Here is a 16,191-nt window from a genome sequence, read left to right as displayed (position 1 = left end):
TTTGGTGTCCCTTCCCTATTTCTTTTCAATCTTTGCTTTTGGTTTTATCTTATTCGCAAGCGGCAAAGCAGCGAGCGCTTCGGGGGTGAACACCCGTAAACCCAAATCTGCCCGGTAGCCGTGGATTTCACTAACATCCAACGCACGCATAAACGCGAGGATTTCAGGGCTGATGACTTGGCCTGGGACCAAGATTGGAAAACCCGGTGGATATGGAATGATAAAGCTGGCGGAAACCACCTCTTCTCCCGCCTCAAGTTTCATTTTAAGTGAACCGTCAAGTTCAAAGTAATCGCAATTCGTGTCGTCATAGCTTAGGTAATAAGCGGTGCGAATATCACCCTCCGGCGTCACATGATCTGGCCTGAATGCATCGTGGAACCGACTAAAATCAGGTAGTGGTGGGTAATTCTCTGTCAGGTTTTTGACCCTTCGATCAAACGACAACCTCTCCATTTTGGACGCATCATCCAAAAGATCATCCAACTCGTTTGCAATTTCGACCAAGACCTCAATCAAATACGCAACGGAAGACCGCGTGGTGCCTATATTGGTCATAAACAGAACTGTATTGCGCGAAGTTTTATTAATCTGGATACCGTAACGATCCATCAGAATGGCGGTCTTGAATGTATCCCCGTCCCATCCCGTGCCGCCAACTGACAAGGTGACACGCGTTGGGTCGAGAACAAATTCGTCCTGCTCCCAGCAATCCCACATATCCGTCCAACCCTGCTCGTTGTCGAAATACGTGGTCACACCGCTTTGGCGATGAGCGTCGGGGATCATATCGCCAGCTGTCAGCACCTTGAAATACTTTTGTAGCTGCGGGTGTTTACTAATCGCACGGCGCATAGACATTGCCGCCTCGATTTGGCGCTGTACAAACTCGAACCCTTCAAGTTCAACCTGACGGCGGCCAACATCCAAAGATGCAATGATCTGATAGTTTGGCGAAGTTGACGTGTGGGTCATATAGGCTTCGTGGAACGACTGTTCGACCTCACCCTTAAAGTCCTGATCGCTGACGTGAATCATCGACCCCTGGCGCAACGACGTCAAAGTTTTATGCGTTGATTGAGTAGCATAGACCCGAACGCGCGAAGCCGGCGAGGCTATCAATCGGGTATTTAACCATACCTCATCCGACGCGCCCTCAAGTTCTTTTTGCTGCGCGTCGTAGGCCGCTGCATGGTCGTCGGTCCGAAACCGTTTGCGTAAGTTATTGGCCGTGCGCATCGCAGTCCGTTGACGATACGTCGGACTAAAACGGGCAAAAGCAAACCATGCCTCGTCCCATAAAAATACCAGATCTGGTTTAATGGCGAGACATTCTTCCATGACGCGCTCTACGTTATAAACAATACCGTCGAACGTACAGTTCGTCAGCAAAAGCATACGAACACGGTCCAGTTTTCCTGCTGCCTTCAGCTCTAATAACTGCTGCTTGATTTCACGCAACGGAACCGCGCCATACATCGAATACTCGTTCAGCGGATAACTATCGAGATAAACAACTTCCGCTCCCGCAAGGACCATGCCGTAGTGGTGCGATTTGTGGCAATCGCGGTCCACCAGAACGATATCACCCGGACGAACCAGCGCCTGCACGACGATTTTGTTACAAGTCGACGTGCCATTCGTCGCGAAAAATGTCTGCTTGGATCCAAACGCGCGACTGGCTAACTCTTGTGCTTCTTTAATCGGGCCGTGCGGTTCTAGTAGGCTATCCAGCCCGCCCGACGTCGCCGAGGTTTCAGCAAGAAAAATGTTAGGTCCATAAAACGCACCCATGTCCTGAATCCAGTGACTGCGCGTGATCGATTTCCCACGACTAATCGGCATCGCATGAAACACGCCAGTCGGCTGCTTTGAATAATTCACAAGCGCGGTGAAAAATGGTGTGTTGTTACGCGCTTCAACACCGCGAATGATGTTGAGATGTAACTCCATGAAATCTTCTTGATTATAGAAAACGCGACGGCAAATTCCCAAATCTAGCCCAGCAATGTCTTCCACAGAGCGATCAGTAACCAGATAAGCGTCTAGTTCGGGGCGCACGCGCTGGATCAAGCGGCACAATTCGGGCCCGAGGTTTTCTGGCGAGGTCCCATCAATGTCTTCTTGCGACCCTGCGCGGTTCAAATACTTGTGTAGAATAACATTATCGAATTCCGATTTCAGAGTCAGGCCGGGGCGGACAACAATCGCTTGGATATTGTGATTAAACAGAACTGCAATCAGCGCGTCTTCAAGACTCGGAACAACCACGGCTTCATAGATAAACGGGTCCTCAGTCCGGCGCATACGGGCAACATTGGCCTTAAGCCAGCGTTCTTGCTGTTCGCTGACACTATCGACGATCAAAACCTCAAAGTAAGGCTTTGTCATCGCGCGGGCTTCCGGTGACAACAGTGCCTCGTCGTCATGTTCTTCTTTATCGGCAGTATCACGCTCTAACGGAATACGGCGACGACGATATGCACCAGTCGTTAAAGCCCGCGTCACGCGGTGAACTGAAAACGCCAGATCTTCGAAACTGTTATGCTCTAACTGGCGACGCATGTGCTCAAATGCAGCCATGCCAGGAAAGGCCCAATAAGGCTCGATCAGCGAGAGCGACTCGAAAAGCTCTTCTGCTTTTGCACGCTCATTAGCAGAAATTTTCGTAGGCACATTGCGCGCAAGTGATCCCGTCACCTCGCGCAACGTACTCCACCTATCGGTGCGAAGTTGCGTTGCGGAGTAGTAATCGCTGACCGAATCCAATGTTCGTTCTCCCGTTATGTATTGGGCTTCATCACGAACATTGGACCTGTAAGTCCCACGTGGTTTAGCCGCCAGTCGTTTTGCCCAGATAAGGGAACTTGTCAGTGTCAGGCGACGACATCAGCCCTATCCCCTCTTCAACGCTCGCAGGCTCCTCGACGAACAAACCAGCGCGTGAACCCTGTGTCGGAATTGCGAGCGGACCAAGCCGCTTTAGATAGTCATCCGTGCCACTATTGCGGTCATAGACGTCGAAATCAACAGAACGATCCCTGAAGCTTTTCAGAACTTGCCCAAGACCTTTCATCCCTGTCTCACGTTGGCGACGGACCACGGACAAGTCAACCTCAATTGGGAACATGTCCTCTTGCCCGCCAGACTGGTGCAAGACCAGTGACGTGGGGTCAACAACACAAGATTTACCAATACCACCCGATCCCAAGCCATTGACGTCAAAGACATAACACTGGAATTGCGCGGCGGTCGCGCGGGCAATTGCGAGCTCTGCATCTCGATCCGTCGTGCCGGTCAAAACCGGATGCAAAAGCACCTCGACACCTTGGCTGGTCAACTGGCGCGTTGTCTCAGGGAACCACATATCGTAGCAAATCGACAAACCGAAGCGACCGACATCAGGCACATCAAAAACGCAAAACTCCGTGCCGGCAGCGACACCCGCCTCATAGGGTAAGAACGGGAACATTTTGGCATAGCGACGAATAATCTCTCCATCCGGATTGATCACAAGCGATGTATTGTAAATCCGTCCGTCCTCCGGATGCGTCAAAAACATCGAACCGGGGATCAACCAAATCTTGTGACGCCGCGCCGCCGCACAAAACCTCTCGATCACCTCATTTTCCTGAGGCAGCTGAAATTTCTCAAGCGGACCAAACGGCGATAATTCTGAAAACAGCACCATCTGCGTCCAAGGAAACCGCAGCATCAAGACATCAAGCCGCTGCATCATCCCCTCGACGTTAGGGTGCAAGGCGTTGACGTACATTTGGACGCCGGCAATTGCGAAAGGTGTCATGCTCTTCGGTCTCCGTGAATGCAGAGTTGCCCACATCGGGCTTATTGTCGCTCTACGAAATTTCCATAACGCCCATACCATGCAAGCGGAGGCGACAATTTACCGATCATACCACAATATATTGCGAGTACCGGTTTCAACGGGCAAGCAGTCCAGCTTGCCCGTCTCATAGGTGTTTAAACTTCCGCGAGTGCAGCAATCAAGGACGCTTCGAAGATCGCCAAGCCTTCTTCGATAATCTCGTCGGACGCAGTGAGTGGCACCATCAAGCGCAGCGCATTTCCGTGCATACCACAGCCCAGCAAAATCAAACCACGCTTTAATGCCTGCGAAATTAGCGCTTTATTCAAGGCCGCATCTGGCGCAGCGCTGTCAAAATCGGTGACAAATTCAACCGCCAGCATTGCGCCCAAACCACGAATATCCCACATACGGAACGGCGCAACACGCGCGCCAATCTCGGCAAAACGTGCGCGGAAGGTTTCGCCCATCTCAAGAGAGCGAGCAAGCAATCCTTCTTCTTCAATTGCCTCGATTGCAGCAAATGCAGCGGCACAAGCCACCGGATTGCCGCCGTATGTACCGCCCAATCCACCAGGGATCACAGCATCCATCACCTCGGCACGACCAATTACGCCCGCGATCGGATAGCCGCCAGCCATCGATTTTGCGACAGTAATCAGGTCAGGCACAACACCCGAATGCTCAATTGCAAACCATTTGCCTGCTCGGCCAAATCCGGATTGGATTTCATCTGCTATCAACATAATGCCATGCTCGTCACAAATTGTGCGTAGCGCATGCATCATCTCGAACGGCACAGGCGTATAGCCGCCCTCACCCAAAACCGGCTCGATAATGATTGCTGCAACCCGCTCCGGCGCTGCGTCAGTCAGGAACAGGTTTTGCAAACCAGTCAAGGCATCCTGCACGGAAATACCGTCACGCACACTAGGGAACGGCGCGCGATAGATTTCGGCAGGAAACGGACCCACATCTTTCTTATAAGGCGCAACTTTACCGGTCATTCCGAGCGTCAAAAGCGTGCGGCCGTGATAGCCCCCCGTAAACGCAATCACACCCGCACGACCCGTGGCCGCACGCGCAATCTTGACCGCGTTTTCGACAGCTTCTGCACCTGTCGTGACTAAAAGAGATTTTTTCGCATGGTCGCCAGGAGCCAGTGAATTCAATTTTTCAGCAAGCGCAATATACGGCTCGTATGGCACAACCTGAAAACTGGTATGCGTATAATGATCTTCTTGTGCTTTGGCCGCGGCGATTACACTGGGGTGACGGTGGCCAGTGTTCAGAACCGCAATCCCGCCTGCAAAATCGATATAGCGATTGCCTTCAACATCCCACAACTCGGCGTTCTCGGCGTGATCCGCAAAAATCGCCGTCGCAGAGGCAACACCGCGCGGAACAGCAGCGTCACGGCGCGCGATCAAAGAGGCGTTTGTCAGGCTCGGCGCGACATAATCCGGTACGATCGCAATATCCGGTGCATTCTTCTTGGTGCCAGCCGTCTTGCGTGATTTCTTTTTCGCTGAATTTGTCATTCTAGTGACTCCCAATACTTAGATGTGCAAGGCGCGGTTACCCTGAAACCATTAAATTTCTCATACTGCCTCCAGTTCACCTGTCAACGCGTATTCCCCTACTCGGTCAGACATGCGGTAATTTCGTAATGAAACCACCAATCGCCAGCAAGAACTAGCTTATTTTGTTCACAACTGTGTCACGTGAGGCACGGCGCACCTCTCACGCCGTCACTTCTCCTGTGTCATGTCGATAACTTCGGCCTCTACCACATCCGCATCATTTTCGGTCTGATCGGTAATCTGCCCTACAATAAGTGGTAGCATTTCAGTGCCCGCCGGCATCGCAATTTCACCCGTTGCTGGGGTCTTCCATGCAAGCGTATCAAACGAACCGCAATTTCCACAGGTCGGCCCCCACGTTGCATGAATTGTCTGACACTTTTCGCAAATCCACTGCGGACCGCGCGGCGCAGTCAATGCACGGGTCAGCCAGCCACGCACTACTATGTCGTCTGCACCCATGCCGCGCTCGATTGCAGCCATTAATGTCAAACTGCGAGAGGTCGGATCAGTCTCAACCACCCCCCCAAGCGCTCGCTTCGCGGCAGGGAAATCTTCGGCCGAAATATTCAATTCAGCCAAAAGCATCTTCGTTTCTGCATGGTCCGGCTGCTGCTTGATCAACGCATTAAACCGCTTCAGGCGCGCCTGCGGTGTTTCGTCAGGAACGATTGCCGCAAACGCGGCAGCAATATCAGGATGTGGTGTCGCCGCCCAGGTTTTCGTCAAAACACGCGACGCATAACGCGCATTGCCCGCCGCAATATATCCACGCGCAGCCATTACAGAGGCAGGGATTAAATCAGGGGATAGACGGTTCGCTTCAATTGCCGCCTCGCGAGCCTCGATTGAACTTCCTTCATCCATAATATCCTTGGCCTCGGATAATGCCAAAACCGCATCACGACGCTTGTGAACATCACGCGGTAACGACCCCGATTTCAATTTGGCACCCAATGTCGTGCGGGCCCCTTTCCAATCGGCCTTCTCGGCCTGCAGCTTTAACAAAACATCCTGTGTTTCTTCGTGTTTAGGCTTTAACGCAAACGCTTTCTCGGCAAGCTTGAGCGCGGTTTCGGTATCACCTGCCGCCAGCTTTTGCTTCATAATGCCGCGCACACCGACAAAGCGAGTTTTATCATTATCCAGCAGTTTTTTATACGTCGCCTCGGCGGTGCGGCTATCGCCGGTCATCTCAGCAGCCTGAGCGGTCAGTAAATTAGTCAACTGCGGTTGCTTCAACAGCTTCTCGGCACGTTGAGCCTTACTCATCGCCAAATGACCCTCGCCAGACGCAAGCGCCATCATGCCTTCCGCCAATGCCTCGTACCCCTTTTTCTCACGGTTACGATCAAAATATCTGGAAATAGCAGTTTCGTCGCCATTGAGAAACTTAAACGCTGCAACCAAAAACTTGAGCAACTTCAAGCCCAACCAAACAGCAACCACTAAAACGACCATCGCAAAGGTCAGTTGCAGCGGCGAAAGCGTCAGCTCGATACCAGCAATGGCAATCGTTGCCCCGCCCGCAACTTCCAGCAATTGGGTTGCACCGAAAGTGACCGCAATCACGACAGCAACGAATAGCAAAATCTTAATCAATGAAAATAACATCTGCGGCGCCTCTAATTATCGTTAAGTGATGTAGCGAGGGTCGCAGCAGCAGCCAGCGCATCCGCGCGGGCCTCCGCCAAACCCTGCCACTCGATCAATTCAGCGCGCGCGACCTCCGGCAGTGCACTGACTTCGGCTAGCGTATCGGTCAAACGACCTTGCCTCAAAGCAGCCTCTGCACGCGACAAAACAGCATCGGCGCCGTCACCGTCTTTTGGCGCGACAGACCGCACATCCAGCTGATCGCGCAAAAACGCTGTAAACCCGCCTTCAACTTCACCAGCCGCACCCTCTCTACGCGCGGTTGCCAGTGCGGCGCGAGCATAGTCAGGGAAAGATGCCTGTAATGACGCAAGTGTTGGCACTCCATCGCGCACAGCCGTCAGCTCGGAAGGCACATCACCGCCAATTGCAGCGGATAAATCATCAAGTGCCGCCCCAAGCGGCGCTCCGGTCTCAAGCCCACCATCAATGCGCGACAATGCAGCACGGCCCGCAGCAGCCAAAGCCGCCTTTTCCGCATTCGCCTCGATTGACGCAGCAGCATCTCGCGCAGCACTCAACTCCGCGACAGCGGTCCCACGCAGGTCTTCCATCTCGGAACGCAGAGCGTCCAACTCTTGGGCATAAGTTGCATTTGCCAATGACCCTGCATCGCCAGCACGACTCCTTAAGTCGGCGAAAGTCGTCTCCAGTCCGGTGATTCGATCATCCAGCGCCTGAACCGCATTTACCGTTTCGGCTTGCGCGCCCTCAACCCCCGATAAATCAACCGTCGGCAACGTATCCAAACGATCACGCAGCCCAGCAATCTCTGCGCCTTGTGCCGAAACGCGATCAGGCAACAGCATATCCGGTTGTGGCAATACCAAATATGCGGCACCGAATCCGATTGCGCCTGCAACAAGGCCGCCAAAGATAGCGGGTATAACTGACACTTTTTTCTTTTCCGGCTCTTTTACAGGAGGAATAGAAGTTTCCGATCTCACTTCGACTACTGGTTCCTCCACAGTCGTCGTATCCACGACCTCCGATTCAGAACGTGGTGTGACCTTAGGCTCCTCGTGCTCGGCAGTAGGCACACTGCCCTCAACCGTGTCGAGCTCTGGAGTTACGTCCATATTTTTAGGCGCTTGTACCTTAGATTTCGCATGGGGCTTACCACCCTTGGCTGGTTGTTTTGCCACGTTCAAACCCTTTCAACACTTTGCCCGTTAAACGTCAGGCACAAATATAACCTATAGGGCCAACGGCAGACCCTCAAGCGACCGTTCAAAATGACTGTAAATCACAACAGGCATCAATCACCGCAGCCAACATTGTATCACCATCCGGTTTGTCCACTATCTGAACCCGCAAACCGCCCATACGTTCCGCAACCGCTTTACTTATAACAATCACACGCGCACGCGGCCCCACAGTCGCCTGCTGCAATAACAACGTTGCAGCACGTGGGGAAAACAGTGGAATAATCACGGTATTCGCCCCTTCGATTGCGGCCCTCGCTGCATCCGACAACGCAAGCACCTCTTGCTCATAGGCAATCACATCCGCACAAGGAACACCGGCAGCGCTCAACCGCAGCGCAATATCCCCGCGCGCCTCCCGTCCACGAATATGCGTCAGGTTTTCGACTGACTTCTGCGCTAAAACAAGCCTTATTAAATCCTCTGCATCACCCCTCGCGGATACCGCATCAAATCCAGCATCCCGCGCCACCTGCGCCGTGCGGTTCCCGACACACCACGCACGCGACCCGCTCAGCCCCATGCGAACGGCCTGCGCCACACCATTGGACGAAGTGAACACAACAGCCCCCGTGCCGCACCTCACGTCAACAGGCACGATCTTTTGCAGTGGCGAAACAATAATCGACACATCAACTTGCGCCTTAACCTGACGGGCAAAGCGGTCGCCATCAGGGGCAGGACGTGTAATTATCAATACAGGCTTCACCGTAGCACCATTGTTTGCAGAAGGCCCAAGTGTTACCTGCATAATCACAAACCGCAACCGGACTTCGTATGACACAAAGCCTGACCATCCTTGGAATTGAAAGCAGCTGTGACGACACCGCTGCCGCCGTAGTGCGCATGGAGGATGGAAAAGCGACCATCCTTTCATCCGTGGTTTTCGGGCAAACTATGCTTCATGCCGATTTTGGCGGTGTCGTGCCAGAATTAGCAGCGCGAGCACATGTTGAAAAACTCGACATCAGTGTAAAACAGGCTCTAACACAAGCAAAAGTTAACTTTTCTGACCTCGACGGTGTCGCGGTTACCGCAGGTCCGGGTCTTATCGGCGGTGTTGTTTCTGGTGTTATGTTGGCAAAAGGCATCTGCGCGGCAACTGGACTTCCGCTGATCGGCGTGAACCACCTCGCAGGCCATGCGCTAACCCCGAGACTGACCGACCAAACTCCCTACCCCTACCTCATGCTGCTCGTATCTGGAGGGCATTGCCAATTTCTTTTGGTCAAAAGCCACAACGACTACACACGCATTGGCGGCACAATCGACGACGCGCCTGGTGAAGCTTTTGACAAAACCGCGCGCATCCTTGGCCTTTCACAACCGGGCGGACCTTCGGTGCAAAAATCAAGTGAAAAGGGCGATGCCAAACGGTTCAAACTGCCACGCCCGCTTCTTAATCAAGCGGGCTGCGACATGTCTTTCTCAGGGCTTAAAACCGCAATGATCCGCGCACGCGATGCAGTGATAGCCGATAAAGGCGGATTAACTCTTCAAGATCAGTCGGACCTTAGCGCAGGCTTCCAAACTGCCGTCGCCGATATACTTACGGAAAAATCGCGCCGCGCACTGCAAGAATATTTCGCGCTTAACCCTGAATTACGCAGCTTCGCTGTCGCTGGAGGCGTCGCCGCAAATACGCAAATCAGATCGCAACTCGAAGCACTTTGCGCTTTGTTAGATACTGATTTTATCGCACCACCTCTGGCCCTCTGCACAGATAACGCGGCAATGATCGCATATGCAGGGCTAGAGCGGTTCGCGGCGGGATACCAAGATGACATGACCCTGTCCGCGCGACCCCGCTGGCCGCTCGATCAGACAGCAGCGCCCATGCTAGGTTCAGGCAAAAAAGGAGCAAAGGCATGAGAATTGCAGTGGCAGGCGGTGGCGCATTTGGCACGGCTCTTGGTGTCGCCCTTGTGCTTGACGGGAAAAAAGTAACACTTTGGGCACGCAATATCGACGCTGTCAGGACCATGCAGCAGACAAAGACAAACCCTCGCCTAGCTGGTGTGATCCTGCCCAATGGCTTGACCGTGACGAACGATCTCGATGACCTGTTCGCCGCCGATGTGATCCTACTCGCCACGCCTGCACAGACACTCCGCGACTTTCTGCAAGCCCACAAAGACGCGCTCGAAGGCAAATTACTCGTGGCTTGCTGTAAGGGCATCAATCTGACGACCATGACAGGCCCTGCGAGCACAATTCGAGACTGCGTTCCAAGCGCAACAGCGGCTGTGCTAACAGGACCTAGCTTTGCGGCCGATATTGCGCGCGGCCTTCCAACAGCCCTCACAATTGCCTGCGCCGACGATGAAAAATGCGCAGTAATGCAAGCCGAGTTATCGACCCAGACGCTACGACTTTACCGCACAAACGACACTATTGGCGCCGAACTTGGTGGCGCTTTGAAAAACGTCATGGCCATTGCTTGCGGCGTCTGTATGGGCGCCGGCTATGGCGAAAGCGCGCGCGCAGCCCTGATCACGCGCGGGTTTATCGAAATGAAACGCCTCGCCGCCAAACTTGGCGCAGCACCCGAAACACTCAGCGGATTATCAGGCTTTGGCGACCTGGTCCTCACTTGCACTTCCGACCAATCACGCAACTATCGCTATGGGTTGGCCCTTGGACGCGGTGACGACTTTGACCCAACAATAACTATCGAAGGCGCATCAACCGCACGTGCCGTGCGCCAACTTGGGCAAACGCTTAACATCGACATGCCAATCTGTTCGGTAGTGGCCAGCCTGACAAAAAATGAAACAACAGTGAAAACCGCCTTAGAAAGGCTGCTTTCGCGCCCACTAAAGGAAGAATAAAATGCGCATTGCATTGATCACCAAAGACAAAGACGGCGCTCTGCAAACACGACTGGATAACCGCGAGGCACATCTGGCCTATATTGCGGAAACTGGCGTCGTAGAAATGGCAGGCCCCTTCCTTGATAGCGACGGTGCGATGTGCGGCAGCCTGATAATTCTTGAGGTGGACGACATGACCACCGCTCAAACTTGGGCTGACAACGATCCCTACAACAAAGCAGGCCTGTCCCAATCCGTGACTTTGCAAGCATGGAAAAAGGTCATCGGCTAATGGCAAAATGGCTGTTTAAATCTGAACCCGACGTCTGGGGCTGGGACGCGCAAGTCGCCAAAGGTGACGCTGGCGAGGAATGGAACGGCGTGCGCAACTACCAAGCGCGCAACAATATGCGCGCGATGGAAGTCGGCGATCGCGGGTTCTTTTATCACTCGCGATCAGGACTGGAAATCGTCGGAATTGTCGAAATCTGCGCCGCTGTGCATCCCGATAGCACCACGGAAGACCCACGTTGGGATTGCGTCGATATCAAAGCGGTATGTTCATTCGTAAGACCCGTCAGCCTTGCGCAAATCAAAACCGACCCAAGGCTTGCTAACATGGCACTCGTCAAAAGCGCACGTTTATCCGTGCAACCCGTGAGCGACGCAGAATGGGACATCGTCTGCGCGTTAGGTCAAACCACACCTTAATGTAAAACGCTCGCCAAACTTGGCGAGCGTTTTTATCCCCAACCAACAAATATTTAGCTGTAAACAGCTTCTTTTCCGAAATGCTTTGTCAGCATGTAATAAACAACAGCGCGGTATTTATTGCGCTCGGATTTACCATAAACCTCGATGACCTTCTCAACAGCTTCCATCAACTCTGGCCCATCAGTAAGACCCAGCTTCTTGACGAGAAAGTTATTTTTTACGGTCTCAAGCTCGGCCGCCTGACCGCCAGCGACAGTTTGCGCATCTTTGTTATAAATCGCCGGACCACAGCCGATCGTGACCTTAGTCAGCAGATCCATATCTGGCGTCATGCCGCATTTCGCTGTCAAATCTTCCGCGTATTTCGCGATCCATTCGTCTCTCTTACCCATCAAAAATCCCCAATTCTATTCTTTGGCCACATCAGGCCTGGTTGAGCGCGGGCCAAAAAAGCTGCGCTTGAACAAAGCCTAGTGCGCAACGCACGCCAAGGTAAAGAAAAATAGGGGGGAAAATTAACCGACTATTATCAACGGCAAGTGCCCCAGCCCTTAGACTGCAAATGAAAATGATCGGCGTGAAATGCGTTGTAGTCGGGCGATAGCGTTAAACGGAACCACTTACAGGCACCCTCCTTTGCCACTCTGAGAAAACGTGCGATCTCATCATCCCCTTCCCAATCACGGATCAATCGCACTTCGCGGCCATCCGCAAAATCAAAGCCGGAAATATCTATCGCATCCGCCGTTGAGTGGGTACTCATACGACCGGATGAACCTGAATTCGTGCGTATTTCGCGGCAATTGTAACTGCCGATATGAGTAATACCAGACAGTGACGTGCCCAGCACCTCTACAGCTGGCTGCAAACTATGTCGCTCCCACATAGCCAAGCGCAACGCGACAGCACAACGAGTCTCAACAGGCCTGATCTGCGCCTGACCAACACCCTGTAAAACTACACGTCCTTTGATATGGCACTGATTTGACGCTTCAAAATCGGCCAAAACCTGAAACGCGGCCCCACCCTCCAGTGCCGCTAAACAGGCAACAGGATCCGCCAACGCCCGCCCCATACGCCAGTCAGTTAGCGGCGTAATCGGGTCTGCAACCTCAAACGGCGCAACCGGATTCCACCCCGCAGGAATGCGCTCTGGGTTTACCCCAACCCACAAAATCGCCCAAAAAACCGCGGCCAACACCAAACGAAAAAGCACGCCAACAATGCTGGCGCGCTTCATCTTTGGTGGCTTATCCTCCGCCACGAATTAGTAGCGGTAGTGCTCTGGCTTGAACGGACCATCAACGGTCACGCCGATATAATCCGCCTGCTCTTTGTTCAGTTTGGACAGCTTCACGCCAATCCGCGCAAGGTGCAAACGCGCTACTTTTTCATCCAAATGCTTGGGCAGAATATAAACACCAGGCTGGTATTCATCGCCTTTCGTCCACAATTCAATCTGTGCCAAAACTTGGTTTGTGAACGAGGCAGACATCACAAACGACGGATGACCAGTCGCATTACCAAGGTTCAACAAACGTCCCTCTGACAGCAAAATAAGGCGTGCACCGCTTGGCATCTCGATCATATCAACCTGATCTTTGATATTGGTCCACTTGTGGTTGCGCAGGTTCGCCACTTGGATTTCATTGTCAAAGTGACCGATGTTACCAACAATCGCCATGTCTTTCATTTCGCGCATATGCTCGATACGAATAACGTCTTTGTTGCCTGTCGTTGTGATGAAAATATCCGCCGTCGCAACAGCATCTTCCAGCGTCACAACCTCAAAGCCGTCCATCGCCGCTTGCAATGCACAAATCGGATCAACTTCAGTCACCTTCACGCGCGCACCAGCGCCAGATAATGACGCAGCCGACCCTTTACCAACATCGCCATACCCACAAACTACAGCAACTTTACCCGCCATCATCGTGTCAGTCGCGCGGCGAATACCGTCGACAAGGCTCTCTTTGCAGCCGTATTTATTGTCGAACTTCGACTTGGTCACACTATCATTCACGTTAATCGCAGGGAACGGCAGTTGGCCCTTCTTGTGCAGATCATACAGGCGATGCACACCTGTCGTCGTTTCTTCTGACACACCAACAATCGCAGCCTTTGTCTTGGCAAACCAACCCGGAGTGTCGGCAATCCGCTTTTTGATCTGGACCTTGATCGCTTCTTCTTCCTCGGATTGCGGAACCGAAAGCACATCTTCGCCCGCTTCCATACGCGCACCCAATAACACATAAAGCGTTGCATCACCACCATCGTCCAAGATCAGGTTTGCACCCTCAGAGAACATAAACGAGCGATCCAAATAATCCCAATGCTCGGTCAGGCTTTGCCCCTTAATCGCAAAAACAGGGACGCCAGATTCTGCAATCGCCGCTGCCGCATGATCCTGCGTCGAGAAAATGTTGCAAGACGCCCAGCGCACATCAGCGCCCAACGCCACGAGCGTTTCAATCAACACAGCGGTCTGAATGGTCATATGCAACGACCCAACAATGCGCGATCCCTTCAGGGGCTTACTCGCGCCAAATTCTTCGCGCAGCGCCATTAGCCCCGGCATTTCGGTTTCAGCAATGTCCAGCTCCTTGCGGCCGAAGGCTGCGAGTGCGATATCTTTTACAATGTAGTCGGTTGCCATATGGGCCATCCTGTCTGTCATCTATTCGACGGATCATCTAGCACTGGCAAGTCACTGCGACAAGGTAATGGACAAAACATGGCACAACCACGCGCTTGGCAAAGGATGCTCTCGGGGCGTCGACTTGATCTACTTGACCCGACCCCAATGGATATCGAGGTCGAAGACATCGCACATGGCCTTGCGTTTGTGGCGCGCTGGAACGGCCAAACGATCGGTGATTACGCCTATTCAGTCGCCGAACACTCTTTGTTAGTGACGGATATCTTCTCCGCAAAAAACCCCAAAGCCCCTGTCAAATGGCAACTGGCAGCTCTTTTGCATGATGCACCCGAGTATGTGATCGGTGACATGATCTCTCCCGTAAAAGCCGCTGTCGGTCCCAATTACGGATTGCTTGATGACAAACTGATGGCTGCTATCCACATCCGGTTTGGCCTTCCTGCCCAGCTACCCGCAACAATAAAAAAGCAAATCAAGGCGGCCGACAAAATATCTGCTTGGTTGGAAGCGGTCCAAATAGCAGGTTTCACTGCCACAGAAGCCGACAAGCTGTTCGGTAAAATTGACCCTGACATGGCGAAAATGCTACAAATTCAGCTCCGCCCCCCAGTTGAAGTCCGCCACGACTTCACGATGAAACATAAACAACTCATGGACTTGATATGATTATGCTCAACACCCGCGTGCGCGTGGCGGTAAAAGGTGATGCACCACAAATGGTAACACTGCTAAATGCCGTCATCTTGGCAGGCGGCACGACCGCACACGAAACACCACTAGACGTGGACACCATGCTGGCACACTACATTTCCCCACCCGATCTGATTGCGTGTCACGTTGCCATAACGAATGGGCGGCTATCAGGGTTTCAGTTTCTTGGATGGGCGACGGACCGCGACGGCTGGGCTGTTATTGCCACGTTTGTCGGTCTTGATCGGGCCAAGATGGGGATCGGTCAGAAACTGTTTTCCGCCACGCGGTTTGCGGCGAAAGAGGCAGGCGTCAAATCCATAGACGCCAAAATCAGGGGCGATAATGTAGGTGGGCTGAAATACTACGGCGGCCTTGGGTTCGTCGATTACGAGGTGATACCTCAAGTGCCGCTGAACGATGGCACCCCTGTTGACCGGATTCGCAAGAGGTTTGATCTGTAGTCAGCGCGGACTGCGTTTCGCCAATATCCGCTGCAAGGTCCGCCTGTGCATATTCAAACGCCGGGCAGTCTCGGACACATTGCGATCACATAACTCGTAAACCCGCTGAATATGCTCCCAACGGACACGATCCGCGCTCATCGGGTTCTCGGGCGGCGGCGGCAAATCACCGACCCGCGCTAATAGCGCATTGGTAATATCATTCGCGTCCGCAGGTTTCGCCAAATAATCTGTGGCACCAATCTTCACCGCAGCAACTGCGGTGGCAATTGCACCATAGCCCGTCAGCACGACAATCCGCGCATCAGGGCGGCGCTCGCGCAACGTCTCGACAACATCCAAACCGTTTCCATCCGTCAGGCGCAAATCCACAACCGCATAGGCAGGCGGGCGGGCCGTCGCAATCGCCTTACCGCCAGCAACACAATCAGCCGTCTCAACAGAAAACCCGCGCTTCTCCATCGCCTTCGCCAGACGCCTTAAAAACGCCTCGTCGTCATCGACCAACAGCAACGTCTTGTCGTCGCCCAGCTCTATTGGATCTACTTCCATCGGCTTCAGCCTTTCCGCTTCATTATGCG

General features: G+C 53.1%; 16 protein-coding genes. 6 read left to right on the top strand and 10 right to left on the bottom strand.

Going from position 1 to position 16,191, the window contains the following annotated elements:
- Positions 1 to 15 precede the first annotated feature (15 nt).
- The 6 genes from ACXLHR_RS14760 to ACXLHR_RS14735 form a co-directional block, all read right to left on the bottom strand.
- A complete protein-coding gene (locus tag ACXLHR_RS14760; protein WP_458792149.1) occupies positions 16 to 2,769 on the bottom strand; it encodes an aminotransferase class I/II-fold pyridoxal phosphate-dependent enzyme in 2,754 nt (917 codons plus the stop codon).
- A 64-nt stretch (positions 2,770 to 2,833) separates the two neighbouring features.
- Positions 2,834 to 3,805 (bottom strand): carbon-nitrogen hydrolase family protein, encoded by a 972-nt coding sequence (locus tag ACXLHR_RS14755; RefSeq protein WP_458792148.1) that lies wholly within the window; start codon positions 3,803 to 3,805, stop codon positions 2,834 to 2,836.
- 176 nt (positions 3,806 to 3,981) lie between these two features.
- The gene (gene gabT, locus ACXLHR_RS14750) at positions 3,982 to 5,367 is read right to left on the bottom strand and encodes a 4-aminobutyrate--2-oxoglutarate transaminase (protein WP_458792147.1); all 1,386 of its coding nucleotides are present in this window, start codon (positions 5,365 to 5,367) and stop codon (positions 3,982 to 3,984) included.
- Between the two features lie 210 nt (positions 5,368 to 5,577).
- A complete protein-coding gene (locus ACXLHR_RS14745; RefSeq protein WP_458792146.1) occupies positions 5,578 to 7,023 on the bottom strand; it encodes a heme biosynthesis HemY N-terminal domain-containing protein in 1,446 nt (481 codons plus the stop codon).
- Positions 7,024 to 7,034: 11 nt separating this feature from the next.
- The gene (locus tag ACXLHR_RS14740; RefSeq protein ID WP_458792145.1) at positions 7,035 to 8,210 is read right to left on the bottom strand and encodes a COG4223 family protein; all 1,176 of its coding nucleotides are present in this window, start codon (positions 8,208 to 8,210) and stop codon (positions 7,035 to 7,037) included.
- 85 nt (positions 8,211 to 8,295) lie between these two features.
- Complete coding sequence (locus ACXLHR_RS14735; protein WP_458792144.1) at positions 8,296 to 9,054, bottom strand: uroporphyrinogen-III synthase; 759 nt, start codon at positions 9,052 to 9,054, stop codon at positions 8,296 to 8,298.
- Here ACXLHR_RS14735 and tsaD point away from each other — a divergent pair.
- From tsaD to ACXLHR_RS14715, 4 genes are read left to right on the top strand one after another with little or no spacing between them, the layout of a single operon-like run.
- Positions 9,048 to 10,142, top strand: a complete 1,095-nt coding sequence (tsaD, locus tag ACXLHR_RS14730) for a tRNA (adenosine(37)-N6)-threonylcarbamoyltransferase complex transferase subunit TsaD (RefSeq protein WP_458792143.1) — start codon at positions 9,048 to 9,050, stop codon at positions 10,140 to 10,142. The genes ACXLHR_RS14735 and tsaD overlap by 7 nt on opposite strands.
- On the top strand, positions 10,139 to 11,101 hold the full coding sequence (locus ACXLHR_RS14725) for an NAD(P)H-dependent glycerol-3-phosphate dehydrogenase (protein WP_458792142.1): 963 nt from the start codon (positions 10,139 to 10,141) through the stop codon (positions 11,099 to 11,101). Before tsaD ends, ACXLHR_RS14725 begins: the two co-directional genes overlap by 4 nt.
- Before the next feature lies 1 nt (position 11,102).
- Complete coding sequence (locus ACXLHR_RS14720; protein WP_458792141.1) at positions 11,103 to 11,375, top strand: YciI family protein; 273 nt, start codon at positions 11,103 to 11,105, stop codon at positions 11,373 to 11,375.
- Positions 11,375 to 11,794: an EVE domain-containing protein gene (locus ACXLHR_RS14715; protein WP_458792140.1), complete on the top strand. Its 420-nt coding sequence runs from the start codon at positions 11,375 to 11,377 to the stop codon at positions 11,792 to 11,794. The genes ACXLHR_RS14720 and ACXLHR_RS14715 overlap by 1 nt, the downstream gene beginning before the upstream one ends.
- Positions 11,795 to 11,847: 53 nt before the next feature.
- On the opposite strand, the gene ACXLHR_RS14710 is transcribed toward ACXLHR_RS14715, so the two are convergent.
- The 3 genes from ACXLHR_RS14710 to ahcY form a co-directional block, all read right to left on the bottom strand.
- Positions 11,848 to 12,189 carry a DUF2853 family protein gene (locus ACXLHR_RS14710; protein ID WP_458792139.1) on the bottom strand — a complete coding sequence of 114 codons (342 nt, stop codon included), beginning with the start codon at positions 12,187 to 12,189 and terminating at the stop codon, positions 11,848 to 11,850.
- A 137-nt stretch (positions 12,190 to 12,326) separates the two neighbouring features.
- Positions 12,327 to 13,037, bottom strand: coding sequence for an extensin-like domain-containing protein (locus ACXLHR_RS14705; RefSeq protein WP_458792138.1), 711 nt, complete (start codon positions 13,035 to 13,037; stop codon positions 12,327 to 12,329).
- A 27-nt stretch (positions 13,038 to 13,064) separates the two neighbouring features.
- Positions 13,065 to 14,453, bottom strand: coding sequence for an adenosylhomocysteinase (gene ahcY, locus ACXLHR_RS14700; protein ID WP_458792137.1), 1,389 nt, complete (start codon positions 14,451 to 14,453; stop codon positions 13,065 to 13,067).
- A 78-nt stretch (positions 14,454 to 14,531) separates the two neighbouring features.
- On the opposite strand from ahcY, the gene ACXLHR_RS14695 reads away from it, so the two are divergent.
- Complete coding sequence (locus ACXLHR_RS14695) at positions 14,532 to 15,122, top strand: HD domain-containing protein (protein ID WP_458792136.1); 591 nt, start codon at positions 14,532 to 14,534, stop codon at positions 15,120 to 15,122.
- The gene (locus tag ACXLHR_RS14690; RefSeq protein ID WP_458792135.1) at positions 15,119 to 15,610 is read left to right on the top strand and encodes an N-acetyltransferase family protein; all 492 of its coding nucleotides are present in this window, start codon (positions 15,119 to 15,121) and stop codon (positions 15,608 to 15,610) included. The genes ACXLHR_RS14695 and ACXLHR_RS14690 overlap by 4 nt, the downstream gene beginning before the upstream one ends.
- On the opposite strand, the gene ACXLHR_RS14685 is transcribed toward ACXLHR_RS14690, so the two are convergent.
- On the bottom strand, positions 15,611 to 16,162 hold the full coding sequence (locus ACXLHR_RS14685) for an ActR/PrrA/RegA family redox response regulator transcription factor (RefSeq protein WP_458792134.1): 552 nt from the start codon (positions 16,160 to 16,162) through the stop codon (positions 15,611 to 15,613).
- Positions 16,163 to 16,191 lie beyond the last annotated feature (29 nt).

The sequence above is a fragment of the Yoonia sp. MH D7 genome (assembly GCF_054439475.1).
Note: the sequence above shows the minus strand (reverse complement) of the source record. Positions and strands in the feature narration are given on the sequence as shown.

Excerpts from the sequence above, each read along its gene's own strand:
- ACXLHR_RS14755 (WP_458792148.1), bottom strand. The coding sequence starts at position 3,805 with ATGACACCTTTCGCAATTGCCGGCGTCCAAATGTACGTCAACGCCTTG.
- gabT (WP_458792147.1), bottom strand. The coding sequence starts at position 5,367 with ATGACAAATTCAGCGAAAAAGAAATCACGCAAGACGGCTGGCACCAAG.
- ACXLHR_RS14745 (WP_458792146.1), bottom strand. The coding sequence starts at position 7,023 with ATGTTATTTTCATTGATTAAGATTTTGCTATTCGTTGCTGTCGTGATT.
- tsaD (WP_458792143.1), top strand. The coding sequence starts at position 9,048 with ATGACACAAAGCCTGACCATCCTTGGAATTGAAAGCAGCTGTGACGAC.
- ACXLHR_RS14725 (WP_458792142.1), top strand. The coding sequence starts at position 10,139 with ATGAGAATTGCAGTGGCAGGCGGTGGCGCATTTGGCACGGCTCTTGGT.
- ACXLHR_RS14720 (WP_458792141.1), top strand. The coding sequence starts at position 11,103 with ATGCGCATTGCATTGATCACCAAAGACAAAGACGGCGCTCTGCAAACA.
- ACXLHR_RS14715 (WP_458792140.1), top strand. The coding sequence starts at position 11,375 with ATGGCAAAATGGCTGTTTAAATCTGAACCCGACGTCTGGGGCTGGGAC.
- ACXLHR_RS14710 (WP_458792139.1), bottom strand. The coding sequence starts at position 12,189 with ATGGGTAAGAGAGACGAATGGATCGCGAAATACGCGGAAGATTTGACA.
- ACXLHR_RS14705 (WP_458792138.1), bottom strand. The coding sequence starts at position 13,037 with ATGAAGCGCGCCAGCATTGTTGGCGTGCTTTTTCGTTTGGTGTTGGCC.
- ahcY (WP_458792137.1), bottom strand. The coding sequence starts at position 14,453 with ATGGCAACCGACTACATTGTAAAAGATATCGCACTCGCAGCCTTCGGC.
- ACXLHR_RS14695 (WP_458792136.1), top strand. The coding sequence starts at position 14,532 with ATGGCACAACCACGCGCTTGGCAAAGGATGCTCTCGGGGCGTCGACTT.
- ACXLHR_RS14690 (WP_458792135.1), top strand. The coding sequence starts at position 15,119 with ATGATTATGCTCAACACCCGCGTGCGCGTGGCGGTAAAAGGTGATGCA.
- ACXLHR_RS14685 (WP_458792134.1), bottom strand. The coding sequence starts at position 16,162 with ATGGAAGTAGATCCAATAGAGCTGGGCGACGACAAGACGTTGCTGTTG.